This window comes from Lysinibacillus sp. NPDC093197, from assembly GCF_044754025.1.
Classification (GTDB): Bacteria; Bacillota; Bacilli; order Bacillales_A; family Planococcaceae; genus Lysinibacillus.
The window spans coordinates 136,692-157,540 of sequence record NZ_JBIVOH010000006.1 but is presented as its reverse complement, the minus strand read 5'-3'; the positions used below and the strand labels follow the sequence as shown (position 1 = coordinate 157,540).

Here is a 20,849-nt window from a genome sequence, read left to right as displayed (position 1 = left end):
TCTAGGCGCATTAGATTATAAAATGGGAGGAATTGTCCATGACTACACAAAAGCCAAACTTTAACGAAGTGAAAGAACAACAACTAGAAAGTACATTGCCACAGCTTTATAATTCGCAGGATTCGATCTATGAAGAGGAGCGTGTAAATATGAAAGATTTCGTCATTGGCGCTTTAGTTGGGGGTATAGTGGGTGCAGCTGCAGGTTTACTATTAGCTCCGAAATCAGGGAAAGATTTACGTAGTGATGTGGCAGTGCAAGCTGTTAATTTAAAAGATAAAAGTGCTGATTTATCATCAACAGCTAAGGATAAAACAGTGCAATTATCTAAACAAATTCAAGAGCAATCTTCGCAATTGGTAGAAAAAGTTAAGACGCTTAAGACTGCAAAAGCACCAACTGTTTTTGATGATGGCACTGTCTCTTTCGAAGGGGAAGAGCCGCTTGAGGACTTTATTGATGATGCTAAATCAGAACAAGAAGAAGTTCCAGAAAAAACAGAACAAACTGATGAAGATAAAGCACAAGAGGTTCGTGCTTAAAGTAAAAAAGCTGTAACTAAAAGAAAAAGTGTTAGATTGATTGCAATCAATCTAACACTTTTTTTCTATGCCGTTGTTTTACGACAATTGCTTTCCGTGTGCACATTACATTGTAAGCTACAACCCTCGGAATGCTTGCGTCTTACGCTATGTACGTTCTGAGCAGGAGGTTACCGCCTTCGCAACCAACAACTAGCGAAATACCTTTTTATAATGATAAAGGTGCGTCTTCAAGCACTATTTCAAGTTGGTCGCCACCGAAGATTTCTGTATCAAATGTTGCGAGTTGCCCATTACGCAGAATCGTAAAATTCCCTTTAAATGTTGTAGGTAGTTGCCAATTTGAAAAGCGGAAAACATCCTGGTAAATCCAAGGACTTCGATCTTTTTCATGAATGGCAATTGTCGCACCGTTGGGAACGGTTGAGAGTGGTGAAACAACTGCCTGGTTAACAACCATTTCATTCGTTGTTTTTTTCAGCTCTAATAGCTCCTGTTGGAAATGTATGATGATTTTATCCTCAAGTAAAACATTCATATGGTCAGCTATTCGCTGTACAGTTGGTAACGACGGTTGCGAAAAGGTAATGATATCGTTATGTTGAACAGCAAATGACAGTTTACCAGGTTTACCGTTAATGAGTAGTTGTGCGGAACAAGCTGGTAAATATAATGGCTTTCCATCTACATAAACAACAAAAGATTCGAATTGCTTTAACAAATTATTATTGTTAGTAGATTTAAATATATCCTCTACCGTTTCAGCTATTTCAAACGCGATAATATCACGATCGTTTAACATAGTATCCATTGATACAGGGGAACCATTGACAGTAATTTTTGGTTCGATAACATACTTTGTTTCTTGAATTGTTACTGTTTTAGTTACCGCTTGATCCACAATATCTTTTATTGTAGCAGTGGCTGGATGACCGTCTTGACCTTCTATTAACTGAATGGCATCGCCTGTTTTAATAATTGTTTTTGTAGAGGCTTGTTGACCATTTACTAAAATTTTTGCTGGTTGACCGTGACCTCCAGGTATGAAAATATCTTGTCCGTTAACACTAATAGATAATCCATGACCTGGCTTGCCATATAATTGTTTAGCCCGAATATTGGCAGCTAAAAATGCATCTCCAACTGTCATTTCTTTTAATTCAAAAAGACGTACAATTTGTTCATTTACTGTTAAGCTCATATATTGTATCGGCATTTTCTTTGCAGCAATTGCGATGCCAATGGGTGTTACTAGCTCAGGAGATGCTTTAATATGCTCTTCCTTTGTTAAATTTTGAATGGCATCGACACCGCGTACGGCAATTCGGTTTGCTGGTAAATCCAGTACTAAGCCAATCTCCGTTGTAAGATTAGGTGTTAAACTACCACCACCAACGAGCATTACAGCTTTTGGGGCAGTCCGATTATTAAGGCGCAATATTTCTTCTCCAATAGCCTTCGCAAGTTGTTTAACAGCAGGCTCAATGGCTGTAAGTACTTCTGCTTTTGGATAGTATTGGTCAAAGCCTAAAATATCTTGTATTAAAATTTCCTCAGCACAGTGCAGTTGACGTTTTGCTTCTTCAGCCACTGGGAAATCAAGTAAATAATGGTCGCTGAGCGCCTCTGTAATTTCATCACCTGCTGTTGGCACCATACCGTATGCAACTACTGTACTTTTATCGGTAATGGCAATATCTGACGTACCAGCTCCAATATCGACAAGTGCAACATTTAGACGGCGCATTGTAGGTGGTATTAGAACATTGATTGCAGCAATAGGCTCTAGTGTTAGAGCACCCATTTCTAAATTTGCACGTTTTAAGGCAGCGATAAGGGATTCAACTACAACACGTGGAAGGAAAGTTGCAATGACTTCTATTTGTGCTTCGTCACCTTGCTGATCAAGAAGGCTACCAATTTCTTCACCATCTAAACGATAATAAAGAACAGAATAGCCAACGCAATAATAGTGACTCGTTTTGGCATCCTCTTTATGCTGTAGGAGCTGTTGCTGTGCCTGTTGAACTGCCTGCAATTCTAAACGGCTAATATCTTCTTCAGTGAATATGGGGCGGTTACGAATATTAATGGTCACGCTTGCCTGCTCTGTTTTTAATGAACGACCTGCAGCAGCGACACTTACTTTTGATAAGGGCCCATGCTTGTCTTCGAGCTCTTGTTTAATTTCATTAATTAATTCAGCCACATACATGACATTATGTATTTGACCATCTACCATGGCCCGTTCTTTGTGTTCTTTTACTAAAATATCTTGTACATGAAAATGATCATTATCTTCCTCTAAAATAATGCCAACAACAGAACGTGTACCGATATCAAGTGCAAATAATTTTGAACTCAATGTAATCGCTTCCTTCCTTGAAATAACTCAAAATAATTTAGCGAGTTGAAGCGCTAAATTAAAAATGCGTGACATTCTGAACAACATTGATTATAATGATGCTAATATCTAAAAATGTAACATACATTTCAGAGTTCTGAAAGTGTCTGTCATGGGGAGAGGAGCAAGAAGCATGAGCCAAAAAGATTTAGAAAGCTTACGTAGTCAGATTGACGGATTAAACTTAGAAATTCTTCGTCTAATTAACGAACGTGCAGCTGTAGTAGATGAAATCGGTAAAATTAAAGAAAAACAAGGTGTTAATCGCTATGATCCATTACGTGAACGACACATGCTTGATCTAATTAAAGAACACAATAACGGTCCGTTAAACCAAATGACGGTTGATTATATTTTTAAACAAATCTTTAAAACAGCTTTAAAACAACTTGAAGCTGATAAAAAGAAAGAATTACTAGTTTCACGTAAGAAGAAATCAGAAGATACTGTCATCAATATTAATGGTGAACTAATCGGCCAAGGAAAACCATCCTTCGTGTTTGGTCCATGTGCTGTTGAATCATACGAACAAGTAGCAGCAGTTGCTGCATCTATTAAAGCTAAAGGTGAAAAGTTAATCCGTGGCGGTGCTTACAAACCTCGTACTTCTCCTTATGACTTCCAAGGTCTTGGTTTAGAAGGGCTTAAAATTTTAAAGCGTGTATCTGAAGAATATGGTTTAGGTGTTATTACGGAAATTGTAACACCGGGTCATTTAGAAGAAGCACTTGATTATATTGATGTTATCCAAATCGGTGCTCGTAATATGCAAAACTTCGAGTTATTAAAAGCAGCGGGTGCAACGAACAAACCAGTATTATTAAAACGTGGTTTAGCAGCAACGATTGACGAGTTCATTCATGCAGCAGAATACATTATGTCTAAAGGGAATGAAAACATCATCCTTTGTGAGCGTGGTATTCGTACTTACGAAAAAGCAACGCGTAACACATTAGACATTTCAGCAGTACCAATTTTAAAACAAGAAACACATTTACCAGTATTCGTCGATGTAACACACTCAACAGGTCGACGCGACTTACTATTACCATGTGCGAAGGCAGCAATTGCAATCGGCGCAGATGGTGTAATGGCTGAGGTGCATCCAGATCCATCTGTAGCACTTTCAGATTCACAACAACAAATGGATATTCCAACATTTGATGCATTCTACGAAACGCTACAAAAATTCATGAAGAATCACGAAATTCACGCATAATATTTTCACACCGCTTGCGCAATAAGCAGGCGGTGTTTACTATATCGTGACAAAAAAATGTCTATAATAGTACTATTTGTACTTGGTATTTCATTTCATGTATGTACTCTTCTTGAAAATGGGGCGAAAATTATCGTATGATAAGGCTATAAAAGGAAAAAGGGAGGCACGTACGATGACTGTTACAATTTATGATGTTGCACGAGAAGCGAATGTTTCGATGGCAACCGTTTCTCGTGTAGTCAATGGTAACCAAAATGTAAAACCAGCAACACGAAAAAAAGTATTAGAAGTAATTGAACGATTAGAATATCGTCCGAACGCAGTAGCGCGAGGGTTAGCAAGTAAGAAAACTACAACAGTTGGCGTGATTATCCCAGATATTGCAAATAATGTTTACGCGGAGCTGGCACGTGGTGTAGAGGATATCGCTACAATGTATCGCTACAATATTATTCTTGCCAACTCAGATCAACATGAAGATAAAGAGCTACAGTTGCTAGATACAATGCTAGGTAAACAAGTGGACGGTATTGTGATGATGAGTGATGAAGTAACAGAGAAAATGCAACAAACGATGGATCATTCACCAGTACCAATTGTTCTTGCGGGTTCTGTAGATGAATCACAAACAATTGCCACTGTTAATATTGATTACTTTCAGGCAGCTTATGAAGCAATTTCGTTACTGATTCAAAACGGTCATACACGAATTGGCTTTGTAACAGGTCCTCTTACTTATACGATTAATGGTAAATTTAAGCTTGAAGCTTATAAAAAAGCACTGCAAGATGCAGGGTTAAGTATAGATGAATCACTAATTGCTGCAGAGGAATCTAGCTATGATATGGGCTTAGAGGCTTGGGAAATATTATCTGCCCTTGAAAACCCTCCAACGGCTTATTTTGCAGGAAGTGATGAACTTGCAATCGGTTTGATTCATGGTGCACAAGATGCTGGTAAAAATGTGCCTGAGGATATCGAGGTCATCAGTTTTGAAAATTCTAAGTTAGCTCGTATGGTTCGCCCACAGCTTACAAGTGTAGCATTACCGCTATATGATATCGGAGCTGTAGCGATGCGATTATTGACGAAGCTTATGAATAAAGAGCCTGTAGAGGACGAAAAGGTAGCGGTTATATTACCACACCGTATTGAACATCGCCAATCAGTTAAAAGCAAATAAGAAAAAACACGTAAATCTAATTTTATGATTTGCGTGTTTTTTTTATGGAGAAATGTGTGCTTCAGTAAACATTGTTGTCCGCTATGGCGAACGCTTTCCGCAAGGCACAAGAAGTAAGTCGCAACCGTCGCTGTCGCGTCTTACTTCTTGTGCTGTTCCTGTAGGTGTATACGTGGATTAACTATACTCGTAATGCTATGAAAATTCAGAATTGTTTGCGTGCCTGGCACCGCTAAGCCCCCGCTAGCTACGCTTTTCTGTGCGGATAATATGTAACGCTTTTTCTAACATTTGCGCGTTCTTTTCTTCAATTTCAGCTTTTCTAGGGATTGGCTCATAGAGTGGGTTAGGATCTTCCCATGTTGGGATAAAAGGAACGGGCGCTTCTGGCTGCCAACGGTCTAACCATGCTTGTGGTAAGGCACCTGTTGGTATTTTTTGATCTGTCATTTCTAGCCATAGCATTGACCATGCCCTTGGCACAACACGCCATATATCGTAACCACCACCACCAACTGCAATCCATTTTCCATCGCAATATTCGTGTGCAAGTTTATGTGCAAGCTTTGGAATTTCTCTATAAATATTCATTGTTCCGTATAAATGTGTTAATGGATCAAAATAATGTGCATCTGCACCGTTTTGAGTTAAAACAACATCTGGTTTGAAAAATTCAAAAACTTCACGCATAGCTTTTTCATATATTTCTAAGAAACTTTCATCCTCTGTAAATGCATCAATAGGAAAGTTAAAAGAAGTACCATAACCTTGCCCATTGCCGCGCTCCGTTATATTACCCGTTCCAGGGAATAAGTAGCGACCTGTTTCATGAATTGATAATGTACAAACATTCGGGTCTTCGTAGAAACTCCATTGTACACCGTCACCATGGTGTGCATCAGTATCAACATAGAGTACACGTACATTGTACTTTTCCTGTAAATAGCGAATGGCAACGGTACTATCATTATATATACAAAAACCGGAAGCACGCCCGCGGAAACCGTGATGTAGTCCACCGCCAAGATTTAGTGCGTGCTGAGCCTTTCCTTCCATTACACAATCAACAGCGGTTAATGTACCTCCGACAAGCTGCGCACTTGCTTCATGCATATTTTCAAAGATAGGTGTATCTTCAGTGCCTATACCATAGCTTGCACATTGTGCCTCGCTCAGCTTACCATGGCCTGCATTTTTTACGATTTCAATGTATTTCGGATCATGTGCAAGCAAAAGTTCTTCTTCCGTGGCAATGCGTGCTGGAACGATGTCGACATCATCGAGCGCTCCAATATTTTTAAGTAAATCCATCGTTAGCGTCAAGCGTTTGTGATTGAAAGGATGCGTATCTGAAAATTTATATCCGAGTTGCTCTGGCGAATAAACAAAGACAGCCTTTTTCATTATAAAGAAACACCTGGTAAATTAGGCCATAGCACGTCGAATCCTTCTTGACGAAGATCTTCAATGATAGCAAGTGGGTTTAATGTTTTTACTCGGACGCTTAAAATTTTATTTTGTGTATTTTCAGAATCAGGATATACTAGAACGCTTTGGACATTTGCATGATGGAGATTGAAAATTTTAGTAATTTCAAACAAGACTCCTGGTGTATCGCTAACTCGGATTTCAATTTTGGAGCCAGGTTCAGTGGCACCAGTTAGTTCTATATATGTGTAGAGTAAATCGGTTGTTGTCACAATGCCTACTAGTTTTCCACCAGAGACGATTGGTAAACAGCCTATCTTTGCTTCATAAAAAGTTAATGCTACTTCTTCTACAAAATCAAGTGGATGGCCAACAAGTGGGTTTTTAATCATTATTTCTTCTACCATCGCACTAAAGACTGGAGAATTAGGTTCGTCTTTCAATGAGGAAGGCAAAGCTTCTTTAATATCGCGCTCCGTAATAACACCTAGAACATGACGTTCATTATCGATGACAGGTAAATGACGAACTTTTTTCTCGCGCATCAATTTCAACGCTTCTAAAACAGTGTTTGTCGGAGCCAATGTGTAAGGCTCATCATTCATAATTTCTTCAACAATCATATACTCATCCCCTTTGTGTTGGTTTTAATACATGAAGCGATTTCTAAAACGAAGTCTGTCGAATCTTTCCATTGTTTCAGGGGGCACTCGTTTGCCCTCTCGTGCCATAAGGCAGTTAGCAGGATGAGATGTAATTTCCGGATCATCTGTAGCAAAATATTCGAAGCCAACTGAACTCATCATCCGCTCCATCATTTTGCGGTAATCCCATACATTTAATCCTGTACCTTTTAAGTCCCAATGCCAATAATATTCGGTTGTTATAACAAGGTAGTCCTCCATTTCATCCCCCATGAAGGACACCGCTAACAAGGCTTTACCAGCCCCTGTTCCGCGATAGTCTGGAATGACCTCAATAGCACCTAATTCAATCATATTGTCGATTCTGTCCTCTGCCCACCGTTCAAGCGGATCAGGATATAAATAGGTGACGTAGCCTACAATAATGTCGTTATTTCGGATAATAATAATACGGCCTTCAGGAAGCCCAGCGATTTCTAAGATGGCTTGCTGTTGTTGCTTAGGGGGTCTAAAGGCAACTAATCCCTCGTGGAATGAATATGTAGCTAATTTTTCTGGAGGAACAGGTCCTTCCACATAAACAGTACCATGCTTTGTCTCCTTTGTAACAGAAAAAAAAGTCTTTTTGTGTTCCATAATTACACCACCTGAGTTTAATAATTCCATTATAGCTGATTTAAAGCTGAAAAACGCTTAAATTTACGAAATATAACTACATTTTTGGAAAAATAAAAATATTGAGACATTCTGGTTAAATTCGTGTAAAATAGATTTATATTGCAACTGTTATTTAACAGATAAATGTTGATGTATTAAGCATTGTTCATATTACAACTACATAAACTGTTCTATAACAATTGCTACATAACGTATTTGTCTTTGGAGAAAGTGGCGAATTTTAATATCATTCAGTAGCTGTTTTATATGGCGAAATTGTTTCAATTGCCATTATTTCACTTAATTTTCCAAAAGGGGATGGATGCTCACTTTTTTATCCTTTATAGGGGGCTTCAAGAGAAGATTATTGCATAAGCAAAGTGGAACGAATTGGCAGGCAGCTACGATTACGTTGAGGCGTAATTGCGGGGGATATCGTGAGTACGATTTGAAATTTGCTTACGAATGTACTAAAGCCAAAAAAGGAAGGGGTAATTTCATGGGGATGAAAACAATGGAGAAATTAAAAGCAATACCAGGGCAGTACAACCTGCCAAATTATGAGGAGGTAGCAACAACTCATGATTGGGCAGAAACAGAAAAGGCATTTAGTTGGCATGAAACAGGATTAGTGAATATGGCTTATGAGGCTATTGATCGCCATACCGAAACATCTCGGAAAAATAAAGTAGCATTGTATTATAACGATGGAAAGCGCAAGGAAGCATACTCTTTTAATGAAATGAAAAGGTTGACGAACAAGGCAGCAAATGTTTTTAAATCAGCGACAAACATTGAAAAAGGAGATCGTTTATTTATTTTTATGCCTCGTTCACCAGAGCTTTACTTTTCTTTATTAGGTGCTTTAAAAATGGGCGTTATTGTAGGACCATTGTTTGAAGCATTCATGGAAGGGGCAGTGTATGATCGTCTTTCTGATAGCGATGCGAAAGTGCTAGTAACAACACCTGAATTACTAGAGCGAGTTCCATTAGATAAATTGCCAAACTTGCAACATGTATTTTTAGTAGGGTCCGATATAGAAGAAACGCCACAAATTTTAGATTTTAATAAGCGCTTGAAAGAGGCTTCTGCTAAGTTTGACATCGAGTGGATGGACCGCGAGGACGGTATGATATTACATTATACTTCAGGTTCGACAGGTGCTCCAAAAGGTGTTTTACATGTTCATAATGCAATGATTCAGCAATATCAGTCGACACAATGGGTACTTGATTTAGGTGAAAATGATATTTATTGGTGTACCGCTGATCCAGGTTGGGTAACGGGGACATCCTATGGAATTTTTGGTCCGTGGTTAAATGGTGTGACAATGCTTATTGTTGGTGGAAGATTTTCGCCACAAGCATGGTATCAAGCGATTGAGGATTATAGTGTAACAGTTTGGTATAGTGCGCCAACTGCATTCCGTATGTTAATGGGGGCTGGTAGTGGAATGCTGGAAAATTATGATTTGTCATCATTGCGTCATGTATTATCTGTTGGCGAGCCACTTAACCCTGAAGTTATCCGTTGGGGTAGTGAGGAGTTAGGACATCGCATTCATGATACTTGGTGGATGACCGAAACAGGTGCACATATGATTTGTAACTATCCGAGCATGGATATTAAGCCTGGATCAATGGGCAAGCCATTACCAGGTGTTCACGCGACAATTGTAGATGATGCGGGTAATGAAGTTCCTCCATTTACAATGGGTAACTTAGCTGTACGTCGTGGTTGGCCAGCCATGATGCGTCAAATTTGGGGTAATCCAGAGCGTTATGAATCATATTTCTTAAAAGGTGAGTGGTATGTGTCTGGTGACTCAGCTTATATGGATGATGAAGGCTATTTCTGGTTCCAAGGTCGAGTGGATGATGTTATTATGACAGCAGGTGAACGAGTTGGACCATTCGAGGTTGAAAGCAAGCTGCTAGAACATCCAGACGTAATAGAGGCTGGGGTTATCGGGAAACCGGACCCTGTACGTGGTGAAATTATTAAAGCATTTGTATCTTTACGAGAAGGCGTGGAGCCATCGGATGCTTTAATTGAGGATATTCGCGAATTTGTGAAAAGGGGCTTATCAGCTCATGCAGCACCGAGAGAAATTGAATTTAAGGAAAAGCTGCCGAAAACACGTAGCGGTAAAATTATGCGTCGCGTGTTAAAAGCATGGGAGTTAGATTTGCCAACTGGCGATCTTTCCACGATGGAAGACTAATGGCATTCAACGTGTAATTTATTTTTATTCAATATATGCATCTAAAGAAGGTAGGAATTCATTCGGTTATCGAAAGGGTTCCTACCTTCTTTGTTCTTGATTTACAATAGAAACTATAGATTTCGAACAATTGTAACAGAAGATTGAGAAAATAATATAAATAAATAAAAATTCAGTTGACTTAATAAATATGCAGACGTATACTATTTTTAACTTATTTTAGAGGTGAGTGTAATGAAAGTAGGAATTGTTGGAGCAACAGGATATGGAGGATTGGAGCTTATCCGCTTTTTACATAATCATCCGGCGGTGGAGCACATTGATCTTTTTACATCTTCTGAAGAAGGTGTCGTTTTTTCTACAAAGTTTGGCCATTTAGTTACGATTACAGATTCGCCATTGCAAAAAATAGATTATGAAACATTATCGAAAATGGATGTAGTATTTACTAGTACGCCTTCAGGTGTGACAAGTGAACTGTTACCACCTTTAGTTGGAAAAGGTCCGAGGTTAATTGATTTATCAGGGGATTTTCGATTAAAGAATCCAGTTAGCTATGAAGAGTGGTACGGAAAAAAGGCTGCTCCATTAGAAATTATTCAGCAAAGTGTGTATGGCTTAACTGAATGGAATGCTCATAATGTGAAAAATGCTTCACTCATTGCGAACCCAGGATGTTATCCAACAGCGGTTCTGCTTTCGTTATTACCTTTGTTAAAAGAGAGACTAATAGATTCTAATTATCTCGTGATTGATGCAAAAAGTGGCATTTCGGGAGCTGGCAATAAACCATCGCAAACAACACATTTTAGTGAAGTGAACGAAAGCTTCTCCATTTATAAGACAAATACGCATCAACATATTCCAGAAATCGAGCAAGCTATTTCAATGTTTGCTGGTGTAGATACTGCTATTACATTTAATACACATTTAGTGCCGATGACACGTGGAATTTTATCCACTGCATATGCGCCATTAATGCCAGGTATTACAGAGCATCAATTAGTCGCTTGCTTACAAGCAACATACGAAAACCATCCGTTTGTACGGGTTGTAACCGATGTTAATAGCCTTGCTACAAACCGTGTGAAAGGCTCTAACTATTGTGATCTTTTCGTAAAAGTTGATCACCGTACAAACCGTGCAACGATTGTTGCTGTTATTGACAATTTAGTTAAAGGAGCAGCAGGGCAAGCGATACAAAATATGAATGTGCAATTGGATTTACCACAAACAACAGGCTTAGACGTCGTGCCGTTTTTTATTTAAGAACCCATTTAAGTGCCAGTCACCCAAACAATTTTGAATTTTCCTAATTGTTTTAGTGCCAGTCACTCTTATTCTGAGGAGGAATACGTTTATGACATTAACAGCATCAACGAACGTTATGAAAAAATTATCAAGTAAAAACATCGTTTCACCGAAAGGCTTTAAAGCAGCGGGTATCCATTGCGGATTAAAGCATAAGAAAAAAGATTTAGCTATTTTAGTTAGTGACGTACCAGCAAGTGTAGCGGGTGTATTTACAACAAATGCAGTTCAAGCAGCACCGTTAAAAGTAACGAAAGAAGTTGTCTACACAACAAAAAAAATACAAGCAATGATTGTAAACTCCGGTAATGCGAATGCATGTACTGGCAAGCAAGGTGTGAAAGATGCGCAAACAATGCAAGCTTTAGCAGCTGAAAAGTTAGGGATTTCTGCAAATTTAGTTGGTGTATGCTCAACAGGTGTAATCGGAGAAATTATGAATATGGAGCCGGTTACTAGCGGGATATCCCAATTAGAGCCGAAGGATAGCTTAGAGAGTGCAATCGATTTTGCGCAGGCAATTTTAACAACTGATACGGTTATGAAAAATACGAGCTATAGCACAATTATTGATGGTAAAGAAATTATTATTGCTGGTGTAGCAAAGGGATCAGGAATGATTGAACCTAATATGGCGACAATGCTAGGTTTTATTACGACAGATGCGAATATTGAATCGGATGTATTGCAAGAGGCGTTATCGGAAATTACAAACTTAACGTTTAATGCGATTACGGTAGATGGAGATACTTCGACAAACGATACGGTAGTGGTGATGGCAAATGGTGTAGCCGGCAATGAACTTTTAACATCTACGCATCCTGATTGGCATAACTTTTACTATACATTAAAAACTGTAGCAGAAGATTTAGCGAAAATGATTGCGAAAGATGGCGAAGGTGCAACGAAACTGATTGAGGTTGAAGTAGAAGGCGCCGTTTCAGATGATGAAGCACGTAAAATTGCGAAAACAGTTGTTGGTTCGCCACTTGTGAAAACAGCTGTATTTGGATGCGATGCGAACTGGGGACGAATTATTGCAGCGGTTGGTTATAGTGGCGCAACAGTTGACCCTGATAAAATTACAATTCAAATTGGTGGCGCAACAATGGTCGAAAATGGTGAACCGATTGCATTTTCTGAAGATGAGTTAATTCAAATTTTAAAAATGCATGAAGTAAAAATCTTTGTGTCACTTGGCATAGGCGAAGGCAAGGGGCATGCTTGGGGATGTGACTTAACGTATGACTACGTTCAAATCAATGCATCTTACCGCTCGTAAACGTATGGTTATTAAGCTCGGCGGCAGCACGCTTGAAGGCTTAAACGAGGCATTTTTTGAGAATTTTAAAAAACTACAAGATAGCGGAGTAGAACTGATTATTACGCATGGCGGGGGCCCTGCTATTAATCGCGAGCTTGCTGCAAGAAATATTGAATCACATGCATTAAATGGCATACGTGTAACAAGCGCGGCAGCTATTGACATTGTTCAGTCTACATTAATAGGGAATGTTAATCCTTCATTAGTGCATGAGTTAACAACAGCAGGAATTGCAGCAGTCGGGCTTAATGGCTTTGATGGTCAATTACTTGTAGCGGACTTTTTAGACAAGGAAACTTACGGCTTCGTAGGAGAGGTGCAATCAGTAAATACATCGTTGTTAGAAGCATTAATTACAGCTGGAATTGTCCCAGTAATAGCGTGTGTTGGGGCTGATCACACTGGGCAAGCGCTGAATATTAACGGAGATACAGTAGCGAGTGAAGTAGCGCTTGCTATTGGGGCCGAAAGTTTACTGCTTGTGACGGATGTTTCGGGTATCCGTATTCAAGATGAATATCAAACAGAAGTAACGCCGCCGTTAATAGCACAGTGGATAGAGGAAGGGCATATTTATGGTGGAATGATTCCCAAAGTACAAGGGGCAATCGAGTGTCTAAATGCAGGCATTCCATCCGTGCAAATTGTTGGAGACACATTAGTCGGCACAACGATTTTGCCGTAATGTAGTTATGTAATAAGTGGACGCAGTGCTGTGAAGGTGGTGTCCATTAAAATGAAGTTCAGGAGCTGATAATATGAGCGCTTTATTTGGAAACTATGGCAAACGTCGTGCCCAAATCGTTAAAGGGCAAGGGACTGTTGTGCAAGATAGTGATGGCAAAAAGTATTTAGACTTCACAAGTGGTATTGCCGTTGTTAGTCTTGGGCATGCGCACCCTGCTATCGTAAAGGCTATTCAAGAACAAAGTGAAACGCTTTGGCATATGTCGAATTTATTTGATATACCTGGGCAAGAGAAGGTAGCCCAAAAATTAGTTGCTAATACACATTTTACGTATGCCTTTTTCTGTAATAGTGGTGCGGAAGCTAATGAAGCGGCAATTAAGCTCGCTCGTAAGCATACAGGGAAACATCATATTATTACATTTGAAAAATCATTTCATGGTCGAACGTTTGGAGCAATGTCAGCAACTGGTCAAGGCAAGGTACATAACGGGTTCGGACCACTTGTTGATAAATTTACAATACTCCCATTCAATGACGTAAAGGCCCTTGAAGCAACGATAGACGATTCAGTTGCAGCCATTATGCTGGAAATGATTCAAGGTGAGGGTGGTGTTAATAGTGTATCGCCTGAATTTGCAGCAGCAATTGCAAAAATTTGTGAGGATAAAGGCATTTTATTGATTGTTGATGAAGTGCAAACAGGTATCGGCAGAACAGGAACGCGTTATGCATATGAACAAACAGTCTTGAAGCCGAATATCGTGACATTAGCAAAAGGTTTAGGTGGAGGGTTCCCAGTAGGAGGAATGTTAGGGACAGCTGAATTATATGATACGTTTAGTCCGGGAACGCATGGTACTACTTTTGGTGGGAATCCTTTAGCAATGCGTGTTGCTGAAACGGTCCTTGATAACGTTTTTGAGCCAAGTTTTTTAGAAAATGTGCAAGAATTATCAACCTATTTTGTGAAGCAACTCCAAGCCAATTTACCGACAGGCTATACAGTACAAGGTCAAGGTTTATTACTTGGGATTGGTTGTGGCGATACGGAAGTAGCACCTTTCATTACAGCAGCGGAGGACAAAGGTTTACTTCTTGTAGGAGCAGGCCCAAATGTTATTCGACTTTTACCACCGCTTACGGTGTCTAAAACAGAGATTGACGAAGCAGTAGAAATTTTAAAAACGATTTTACAGTAGGTAGAATAAAAGAGTGTTACTAGAACCTAAAAAGAGAAAAAGTGTTAGATTGACTGCAATCAATCTAACACTTTTTTGTTGCCATTGATGTCCACTAAGGCGGTTGCTTTTTGCTCAGCGCACCGTAAGCCACAACTCTCGCTATTCTACGGAAATAACCTTTGTACTGTTCTGAGCAGGAGTCACCGCCTCTTAGCACACCTTTGTTCTCTTTCTGGCATTTTTTCGTTATGTCCCAGCCTAGTGATACTAAGGTATAAGTTATTGCAGTTGTTTGACCAATTTGTTTACAAGGCTAGGAAGCCAAACGTTTAATTGACTAAATGCGAAGCCTGCTGCTTCTGCTTTTGCATTTGACATATACCAATGATTTGGAACACCATAAGGCGATTGAGAATTTTCATCGCCGCCAATTAGCGAAACTTTTGCGAGTTTTCCTGTTTCCTTCTCAATTAATTCGAGTAACGCTTTCAATGAAATAGTACCAGATGCTGTCGCATTGTATGGCCCTTCAATTGGCGCAACGCCAGCAAAATATAAAAATGCTGCAGCTTCTTCATCCGAAATGAAACTCATTTTTGCATCAACATTCGGTAACGATATAGGTTGTTCATTTAAAATATGTTCTACGTGAAAATGTAAGCGACGCGTATAGTCGTGCTCACCAAGAACAATAGGGAAACGGACAGCGACAACAGGAAATGTCGCTTCTTTATAAAGGACAGCCTCTGCTTGACGTTTCCCTTCACCGTATGTGAAATCATTAATATCGCCCATACGAATCTCATATTCATATGGATTAAAATCAGCTTCTGTTTTTATTTTTCCATCTGCATCATATGTAGCTAGTGTTGAGGTGAAGACTAGCTTTTTCGTCTTGTTCTTTAATATTTGCGCCATTTCATGTGCTTCATTTGGTGAATAACAAATATTATCGTAGACGATATCCCATGTTGTATCCGCTAATGCTTGTGTTAATGCTGGGCCATCGTTGCGATCAACGGTAATTTGGTGAACTTGTTCTCCAAACGGGTTGCCACTTTGACCGCGAGTTAAAATTGTTACGTCATGTTTGTTTTGAAGGCAAAGCTCCACTAATTTTTTACCAAAAAAGCGCGTGCCACCTAAAACTAAAATTTTCATTTTACCTACCCCTTTGTTTAGTTGTCCTCTTAATAATGACAAAAAAATAGGCTTACTACAATTGAAATTTCATTGTAGTAAGCCTTGTATTATTCGGTTGATGGATCCGTTGGGGGTGTCGTACCTCCGTTATTGCCGGAACCATTGCCGTTATTAGAGCCGTTTCCATTATTTTCGGAACCATTGCCATTGTTAGAGCCGTTCCCATTATTGCCGGAACCATTGCCATTATTAGAGCCGTTCCCATTATTACCAGAGCCATTACCACCATTACCATTACCAGAGCCATTGCCGCCATTAGAACCGTTCCCATTATTGCCGGAGCCATTGCCGTTGTTAGACCCATTTCCGTTATTCCCATTTGCCGGTGGTATTGGAACAGTAGGTGTAGTTGGTTTTTCTTCATCGTCATCTTCTTCTGGTTTTGTATCACTGCCACCTGTTGAAACAACATTTGATTGTGGTGAAGTTAAACCTGTAATATCAACAGCAACGACTACATAAGCTTGTCCGCTAGCAACTGTCATACTTTGAGTAGCTTCTAGTACCGAAGAAACAAGCGTGTTCCCACCATTCGTTACATTATAAATTCGATAGCCAACTACATCGTTAGACGAGCCACTCCAAGATAGTGTATTGCCATTAATTGAAGCATTTACAGCTGCAGGCGCACTACCATCTGCTGGGAAATCGACTGCTGATACAGATGAATTGGATAGTGATGAATTTTTAGGTAGTAGACTTGCTGGATTCCCACCAAGTTTACCTAACATCCGTTTTATAAAGGCTTGGTTAATACCAGCACCACTAGCTTTTACAAACTCTGCTGGTGTATTTGGATGTGCATTATACGTTTTACCTTGAATTGTTACGACGCTAGATGAAGCTAAGCTGTCATCAGGTTGTGACGGTAAAAATACTTTCGCGTTAAATAAATCTGAGCGTACAAGTCCGGCACTAGCACAAGCCGCAGAAGGTGCAAGACCAGAAATACCACAAAACGAAGCAGTTACAACATTTTTTGGTGCCTTAAAGTTTGTAGGAGCATCAATTAATTTAGGATCTACATCGTACATAGAGTTCATTAATGTACCCCAAAGCTTGTTAATACGTACACTTGGCTGTAAATACGTATTATTAAATGCATAAAGTGAGCGTTGTTTATCGTAGCCCATCCATACACCAAGTGAAACATTTGGATTATAGCCAACTAACCACACATCATTATAGTTTTGTGAAGTACCTGTTTTAGCTGCAAAATCAGAAGAGAATTTTAACGTATTATTTGCAACTGTCCCTGTTCCTTTTGATAATACATCTCGCAACATATCTGTCACGATATAAGACGTTTCAGGGCTGAATACTTGTACAGGTTCAGCTTCATGTTGATAAATAAGATTTCCGTCTTGGTCTTCTATTTTTTCAATCATATAGGCATCAATAAATTGACCACCGTTAGCAAAAGTTGCAAATGCATTTGTATTTTCTTCAACAGTTGTCCCTTTTTGTAAAGCTCCAATACCTGTTGCAAGGTTTGTGTAATCTTCAGGTTTTAATTCTGAGAAGTCCATTTTTGCTAAATATTCAGCAGGACGTCTATTTAAAATATCGTTATATAAACGCAGTGCTGATATATTTTGTGAGTCAGCTAAAGCTTCTCGCGCAGGTATAAGACCACGTTCATCATTTGTAAGATAGTTGCTCGGACTCCAAGAACCAATTGAGAATTTTACGTCAACTAATGGACTACCTGCACCTATAACGCCATATTCAATCGCTGGCGCATATACGAGTAATGGTTTCATTGTAGAACCATTAGAACGGTAAGCTTTCGTAGCGTGGTTTAGTTGATTCGTTTTAAAGTCGCGACCACCTAGGAAACTTAAAATTCGTCCTGTGCTATTTTCTATTAAAATACTACCAACTTGTACAGGCATTTGAACATCAATTTCCTCACCCGTCACAGGGTCCTTGTCTTTGCCTGTATATGTTTGACCATAGTATTTAAAGTTATCAGCCGCTTTTTGCATGGCATCGAACATATCCTTGTTAATAGTGGAATAAATACGATAGCCTTTCGAACGAACGTCACGGTCCGCTAAAATTGAATACTTTTCTAGTAATTTTTCTTCTGTTTTTAAACGTTCTGGATCAACGCCATCTTCACTAGCTAGCTTTTCAGCAATAATTTGTTTCGCACGTTCTTCTAGCTCATACGTTAACCATGGATAACGATCTTCTGGACGTGCTTCTGGTGCACGGAAGTCGGCTGTTATATCGTAATTAAGCGCATCTTTATATTGTGTCTCGTTAATGTAGCCAGCTTCTTTCATACGATAGAGCACCGTTTTCATACGATCGATGCCTAATTGTAAAGCTTCTTCACTTTTTAGCACACCTGTATTAGTAAATGGTGTGTAAGTATAAGGTGCCTGTGGAATACCTGCTATGTAAGCGGCTTGAGGAAGCGTTAAATCCTTTGCTTTCACATTAAATATACCTTCAGCAGCTGTTTCAATACCTGCAATATTGCGTCCAGTTGAATTTCGACCGTAAGGAATAATATTTAAATATGCCTCTAATATTTCTTCCTTTGTCATAAAGTGCTCTAAACGCATTGCCAATAGCAATTCTTTTGCTTTTCGTTCATAGGAAACTTCATTTGTTAACACTTGGTTTTTAATAAGTTGTTGTGTTAATGTAGAGCCACCTGTTTGCGTAGCAGAGTTAGTTACGTCCTGTAGTAGCCCTCGAATAACGGCTTTAGGAACAATCCCATTATGTTCGCGGAAATATTCATCCTCTGTTGCGAGTACTGCATTAATTAAGTCTGGTGCAACAGCGCTAAGAGATGTTTCACGACGTTCTAAATCAGTACGCAATTTCCCAATATAAATATTGTTGGCAAAATAAATTTCACTTGTTTCCTCATAGTTGAAAATAAGGTCTCTTAATTCTTCTTTAGAGCGCAATGGCTCCTCTTTTACAAGTGAGGCAAAATAGCCGGCGCCAACAGAACCAACAAATACTGTGCCTACCAATGCAAAGACTAAAAATAGTAAAAATAAGTTCCAGACTACGCTGCCTGAAATACGTAATGTCTTCATCCATTTTTGTTCGAGTAATTCATCGATCTTTGCATTGATTTTCTCAATCCAATCTTTCAAGGTATCGACCTCCTAAAATCTTGTTTATTATAGCATATAATGAATTGCCTCGAACATAGTTATTGACATTGAAAGAGAATCGTTTAGAATAATGCTTATAGTTTTCTAGTGATGAAGAGTTTGCAGTAGTGTCTATATTCCCTGTTTAGAGAGCCAGCGGTTGGTGAAAGCTGGTCATAATGTAGAGACGAATTACGTACTTGGAGCTTAGACGTGCGCGCCTGCGATAAAGGCGGTTGAATGAGAGGAAGATGGATGACATCTTCAAGCCGGGTGGTACCGCGTTAGTTATTAACGTCCCTGCATGCAATATTTTTGCGTGTAGGGACTTTTTTGTTTCTACACGCTAAAGAAAAACATTTTAGGAGGAAGAAACAATGACAAACGAATTATTACAAGATTTAGAATGGCGTGGTTTGCTGTACCAACAAACTGACGCTGAAGGCATGAAAAAACTTTTAGCAGAACAGTCTGTTTCTCTTTACTGTGGTGTAGATCCAACAGCTGACTCTATGCACATCGGTCATATCGTGCCTTTATTAACGCTTCGTCGCTTCCAAAAAGCAGGCCACCGTCCAATTTTACTTGTTGGTGGTGCAACAGGAATGATTGGGGATCCATCTGGTCGCTCTGAAGAACGTCAACTTCAAACAGTGGAGCAAATTGACAAAAACGTGCAAGCTATTCGAGGCCAATTAGAACGCATTTTTGAATTTGCAGAGGATGGAAATGGAGCGCAACTTGTTAACAACCGTGACTGGATTGGAAATATTAGTACAATTGAATTTTTACGTGATTACGGGAAATTAATTAATGTTAATTACATGTTAGCAAAGGATACGATTGCTTCACGTCTTGATACAGGTATTTCATTTACAGAATTTGCTTACACATTAATTCAAGGTATTGATTACAATCATTTATACAACAACTACAACTGTCGCATTCAAGTGGGTGGTTCAGACCAATGGGGTAATATTACAACTGGTTTAGAAGTAATTCGTAAAACACATGAAGAAGAAACAAAAGCATTCGGTATTACGATTCCATTAGTAACAAAAGCAGATGGTACGAAATTCGGTAAAACAGCTGGTGGTGCAGTATGGTTAGATAGTAAGAAAACATCTCCTTACGAGTTCTACCAATTCTGGATTAACGCTGCTGATGCGGACGTTATTAAATATTTAAAAATCTTTACGTTCTTAACACGTGAAGAAATTGATGCGTTAGCTGCATCTGTCGAAGAAGAACCACATTTACGTAAGGCTCAAAAAGCTTTAGCGGAGGAAATGACACGCTTAATACATGGTCAGGAAGCATTAGATCAGGCTATTCGTATTACGGCTGCACTATTCTCTGGCGATTTAAAAGCTCTGTCAGCTGAGGAAATGAAGGATGCATTTAAAGATGTTCCTTCTATTGAAATGGCGAAAGAAGCGAAAAACATCGTGGATTTACTTGTGGAAGCAGGGATTTCATCTTCAAAACGTCAAGCTCGTGAAGATGTAACAAATGGTGCAATTAGCGTGAACGGTGAAAAAATTACGGATTTAGAATATATCGTTGATGAAAAAGATCGTTTAGAAGATGCATTTAGCATTGTGCGCCGCGGTAAGAAAAAATACCATATGGTGAAATTCGGATAGATTGGGTGCCAGTCACTCACACAATTCTCACATAATTCAACATCCCCTCGTTATCGAGGGGA

The 20,849-nt window shown here is 39.2% G+C and carries 15 protein-coding genes and 1 other annotated feature; of the genes, 9 read left to right on the top strand and 6 right to left on the bottom strand.

Features of this window, described 5'->3' with window-relative positions:
- Positions 1-38 precede the first annotated feature (38 nt).
- The gene (locus ACIP9G_RS16420) at positions 39-542 is read left to right on the top strand and encodes a YtxH domain-containing protein (RefSeq protein WP_340823008.1); all 504 of its coding nucleotides are present in this window, start codon (positions 39-41) and stop codon (positions 540-542) included.
- 208 nt (positions 543-750) lie between these two features.
- Here the strand turns inward: ACIP9G_RS16420 and ACIP9G_RS16415 are convergent, their stop codons facing one another.
- Positions 751-2,907, bottom strand: coding sequence for a cell division protein FtsA (locus ACIP9G_RS16415; RefSeq protein ID WP_401020758.1), 2,157 nt, complete (start codon positions 2,905-2,907; stop codon positions 751-753).
- 172 nt (positions 2,908-3,079) lie between these two features.
- On the opposite strand from ACIP9G_RS16415, the gene ACIP9G_RS16410 reads away from it, so the two are divergent.
- Entirely contained in the window at positions 3,080-4,165 is a 1,086-nt protein-coding gene (locus ACIP9G_RS16410; protein WP_340823011.1) for a bifunctional 3-deoxy-7-phosphoheptulonate synthase/chorismate mutase, read from the top strand.
- 175 nt (positions 4,166-4,340) lie between these two features.
- Positions 4,341-5,351, top strand: a complete 1,011-nt coding sequence (ccpA, locus tag ACIP9G_RS16405; RefSeq protein WP_340823014.1) for a catabolite control protein A — start codon at positions 4,341-4,343, stop codon at positions 5,349-5,351.
- A gap of 243 nt (positions 5,352-5,594) precedes the next feature.
- Here the strand turns inward: ccpA and ACIP9G_RS16400 are convergent, their stop codons facing one another.
- The 3 genes from ACIP9G_RS16400 to ACIP9G_RS16390 are packed head-to-tail and all read right to left on the bottom strand — an operon-like array spanning position 5,595 to position 8,059.
- Positions 5,595-6,755, bottom strand: a complete 1,161-nt coding sequence (locus tag ACIP9G_RS16400) for an acetoin utilization protein AcuC (RefSeq protein WP_401020756.1) — start codon at positions 6,753-6,755, stop codon at positions 5,595-5,597.
- Positions 6,755-7,402 (bottom strand): acetoin utilization AcuB family protein, encoded by a 648-nt coding sequence (locus tag ACIP9G_RS16395; protein ID WP_401020754.1) that lies wholly within the window; start codon positions 7,400-7,402, stop codon positions 6,755-6,757. Before ACIP9G_RS16395 ends, ACIP9G_RS16400 begins: the two co-directional genes overlap by 1 nt.
- A 24-nt stretch (positions 7,403-7,426) precedes the next feature.
- Positions 7,427-8,059: a GNAT family N-acetyltransferase gene (locus ACIP9G_RS16390; RefSeq protein ID WP_340823020.1), complete on the bottom strand. Its 633-nt coding sequence runs from the start codon at positions 8,057-8,059 to the stop codon at positions 7,427-7,429.
- Between the two features lie 520 nt (positions 8,060-8,579).
- On the opposite strand from ACIP9G_RS16390, the gene acsA reads away from it, so the two are divergent.
- The 5 genes from acsA to ACIP9G_RS16365 all read left to right on the top strand — a co-directional run bounded on the left by acsA (position 8,580) and on the right by ACIP9G_RS16365 (position 14,831).
- Complete coding sequence (acsA, locus tag ACIP9G_RS16385; RefSeq protein WP_401020751.1) at positions 8,580-10,307, top strand: acetate--CoA ligase; 1,728 nt, start codon at positions 8,580-8,582, stop codon at positions 10,305-10,307.
- 234 nt (positions 10,308-10,541) lie between these two features.
- Positions 10,542-11,576, top strand: coding sequence for an N-acetyl-gamma-glutamyl-phosphate reductase (argC, locus tag ACIP9G_RS16380; RefSeq protein WP_401020749.1), 1,035 nt, complete (start codon positions 10,542-10,544; stop codon positions 11,574-11,576).
- 91 nt (positions 11,577-11,667) lie between these two features.
- Positions 11,668-12,900, top strand: a complete 1,233-nt coding sequence (gene argJ, locus ACIP9G_RS16375; RefSeq protein ID WP_401020746.1) for a bifunctional glutamate N-acetyltransferase/amino-acid acetyltransferase ArgJ — start codon at positions 11,668-11,670, stop codon at positions 12,898-12,900.
- On the top strand, positions 12,863-13,627 hold the full coding sequence (gene argB, locus ACIP9G_RS16370; protein ID WP_401020744.1) for an acetylglutamate kinase: 765 nt from the start codon (positions 12,863-12,865) through the stop codon (positions 13,625-13,627). The genes argJ and argB overlap by 38 nt, the downstream gene beginning before the upstream one ends.
- 73 nt (positions 13,628-13,700) lie before the next feature.
- Positions 13,701-14,831, top strand: a complete 1,131-nt coding sequence (locus ACIP9G_RS16365; RefSeq protein WP_401020742.1) for an acetylornithine transaminase — start codon at positions 13,701-13,703, stop codon at positions 14,829-14,831.
- Between the two features lie 261 nt (positions 14,832-15,092).
- Here the strand turns inward: ACIP9G_RS16365 and ACIP9G_RS16360 are convergent, their stop codons facing one another.
- Together ACIP9G_RS16360 and ACIP9G_RS16355 are read right to left on the bottom strand one after the other, a co-directional pair.
- Positions 15,093-15,974, bottom strand: a complete 882-nt coding sequence (locus ACIP9G_RS16360) for an NAD-dependent epimerase/dehydratase family protein (protein WP_401020739.1) — start codon at positions 15,972-15,974, stop codon at positions 15,093-15,095.
- Positions 15,975-16,063: 89 nt separating this feature from the next.
- A complete protein-coding gene (locus ACIP9G_RS16355; protein WP_340823029.1) occupies positions 16,064-19,141 on the bottom strand; it encodes a transglycosylase domain-containing protein in 3,078 nt (1,025 codons plus the stop codon).
- Between the two features lie 102 nt (positions 19,142-19,243).
- Positions 19,244-19,446 (top strand) — a binding site (T-box leader).
- 72 nt (positions 19,447-19,518) lie between these two features.
- Between ACIP9G_RS16355 and tyrS the strand changes: the two genes are divergently transcribed.
- Positions 19,519-20,787 (top strand): tyrosine--tRNA ligase, encoded by a 1,269-nt coding sequence (gene tyrS, locus ACIP9G_RS16350; protein ID WP_401020736.1) that lies wholly within the window; start codon positions 19,519-19,521, stop codon positions 20,785-20,787.
- Positions 20,788-20,849: the final 62 nt, after the last annotated feature.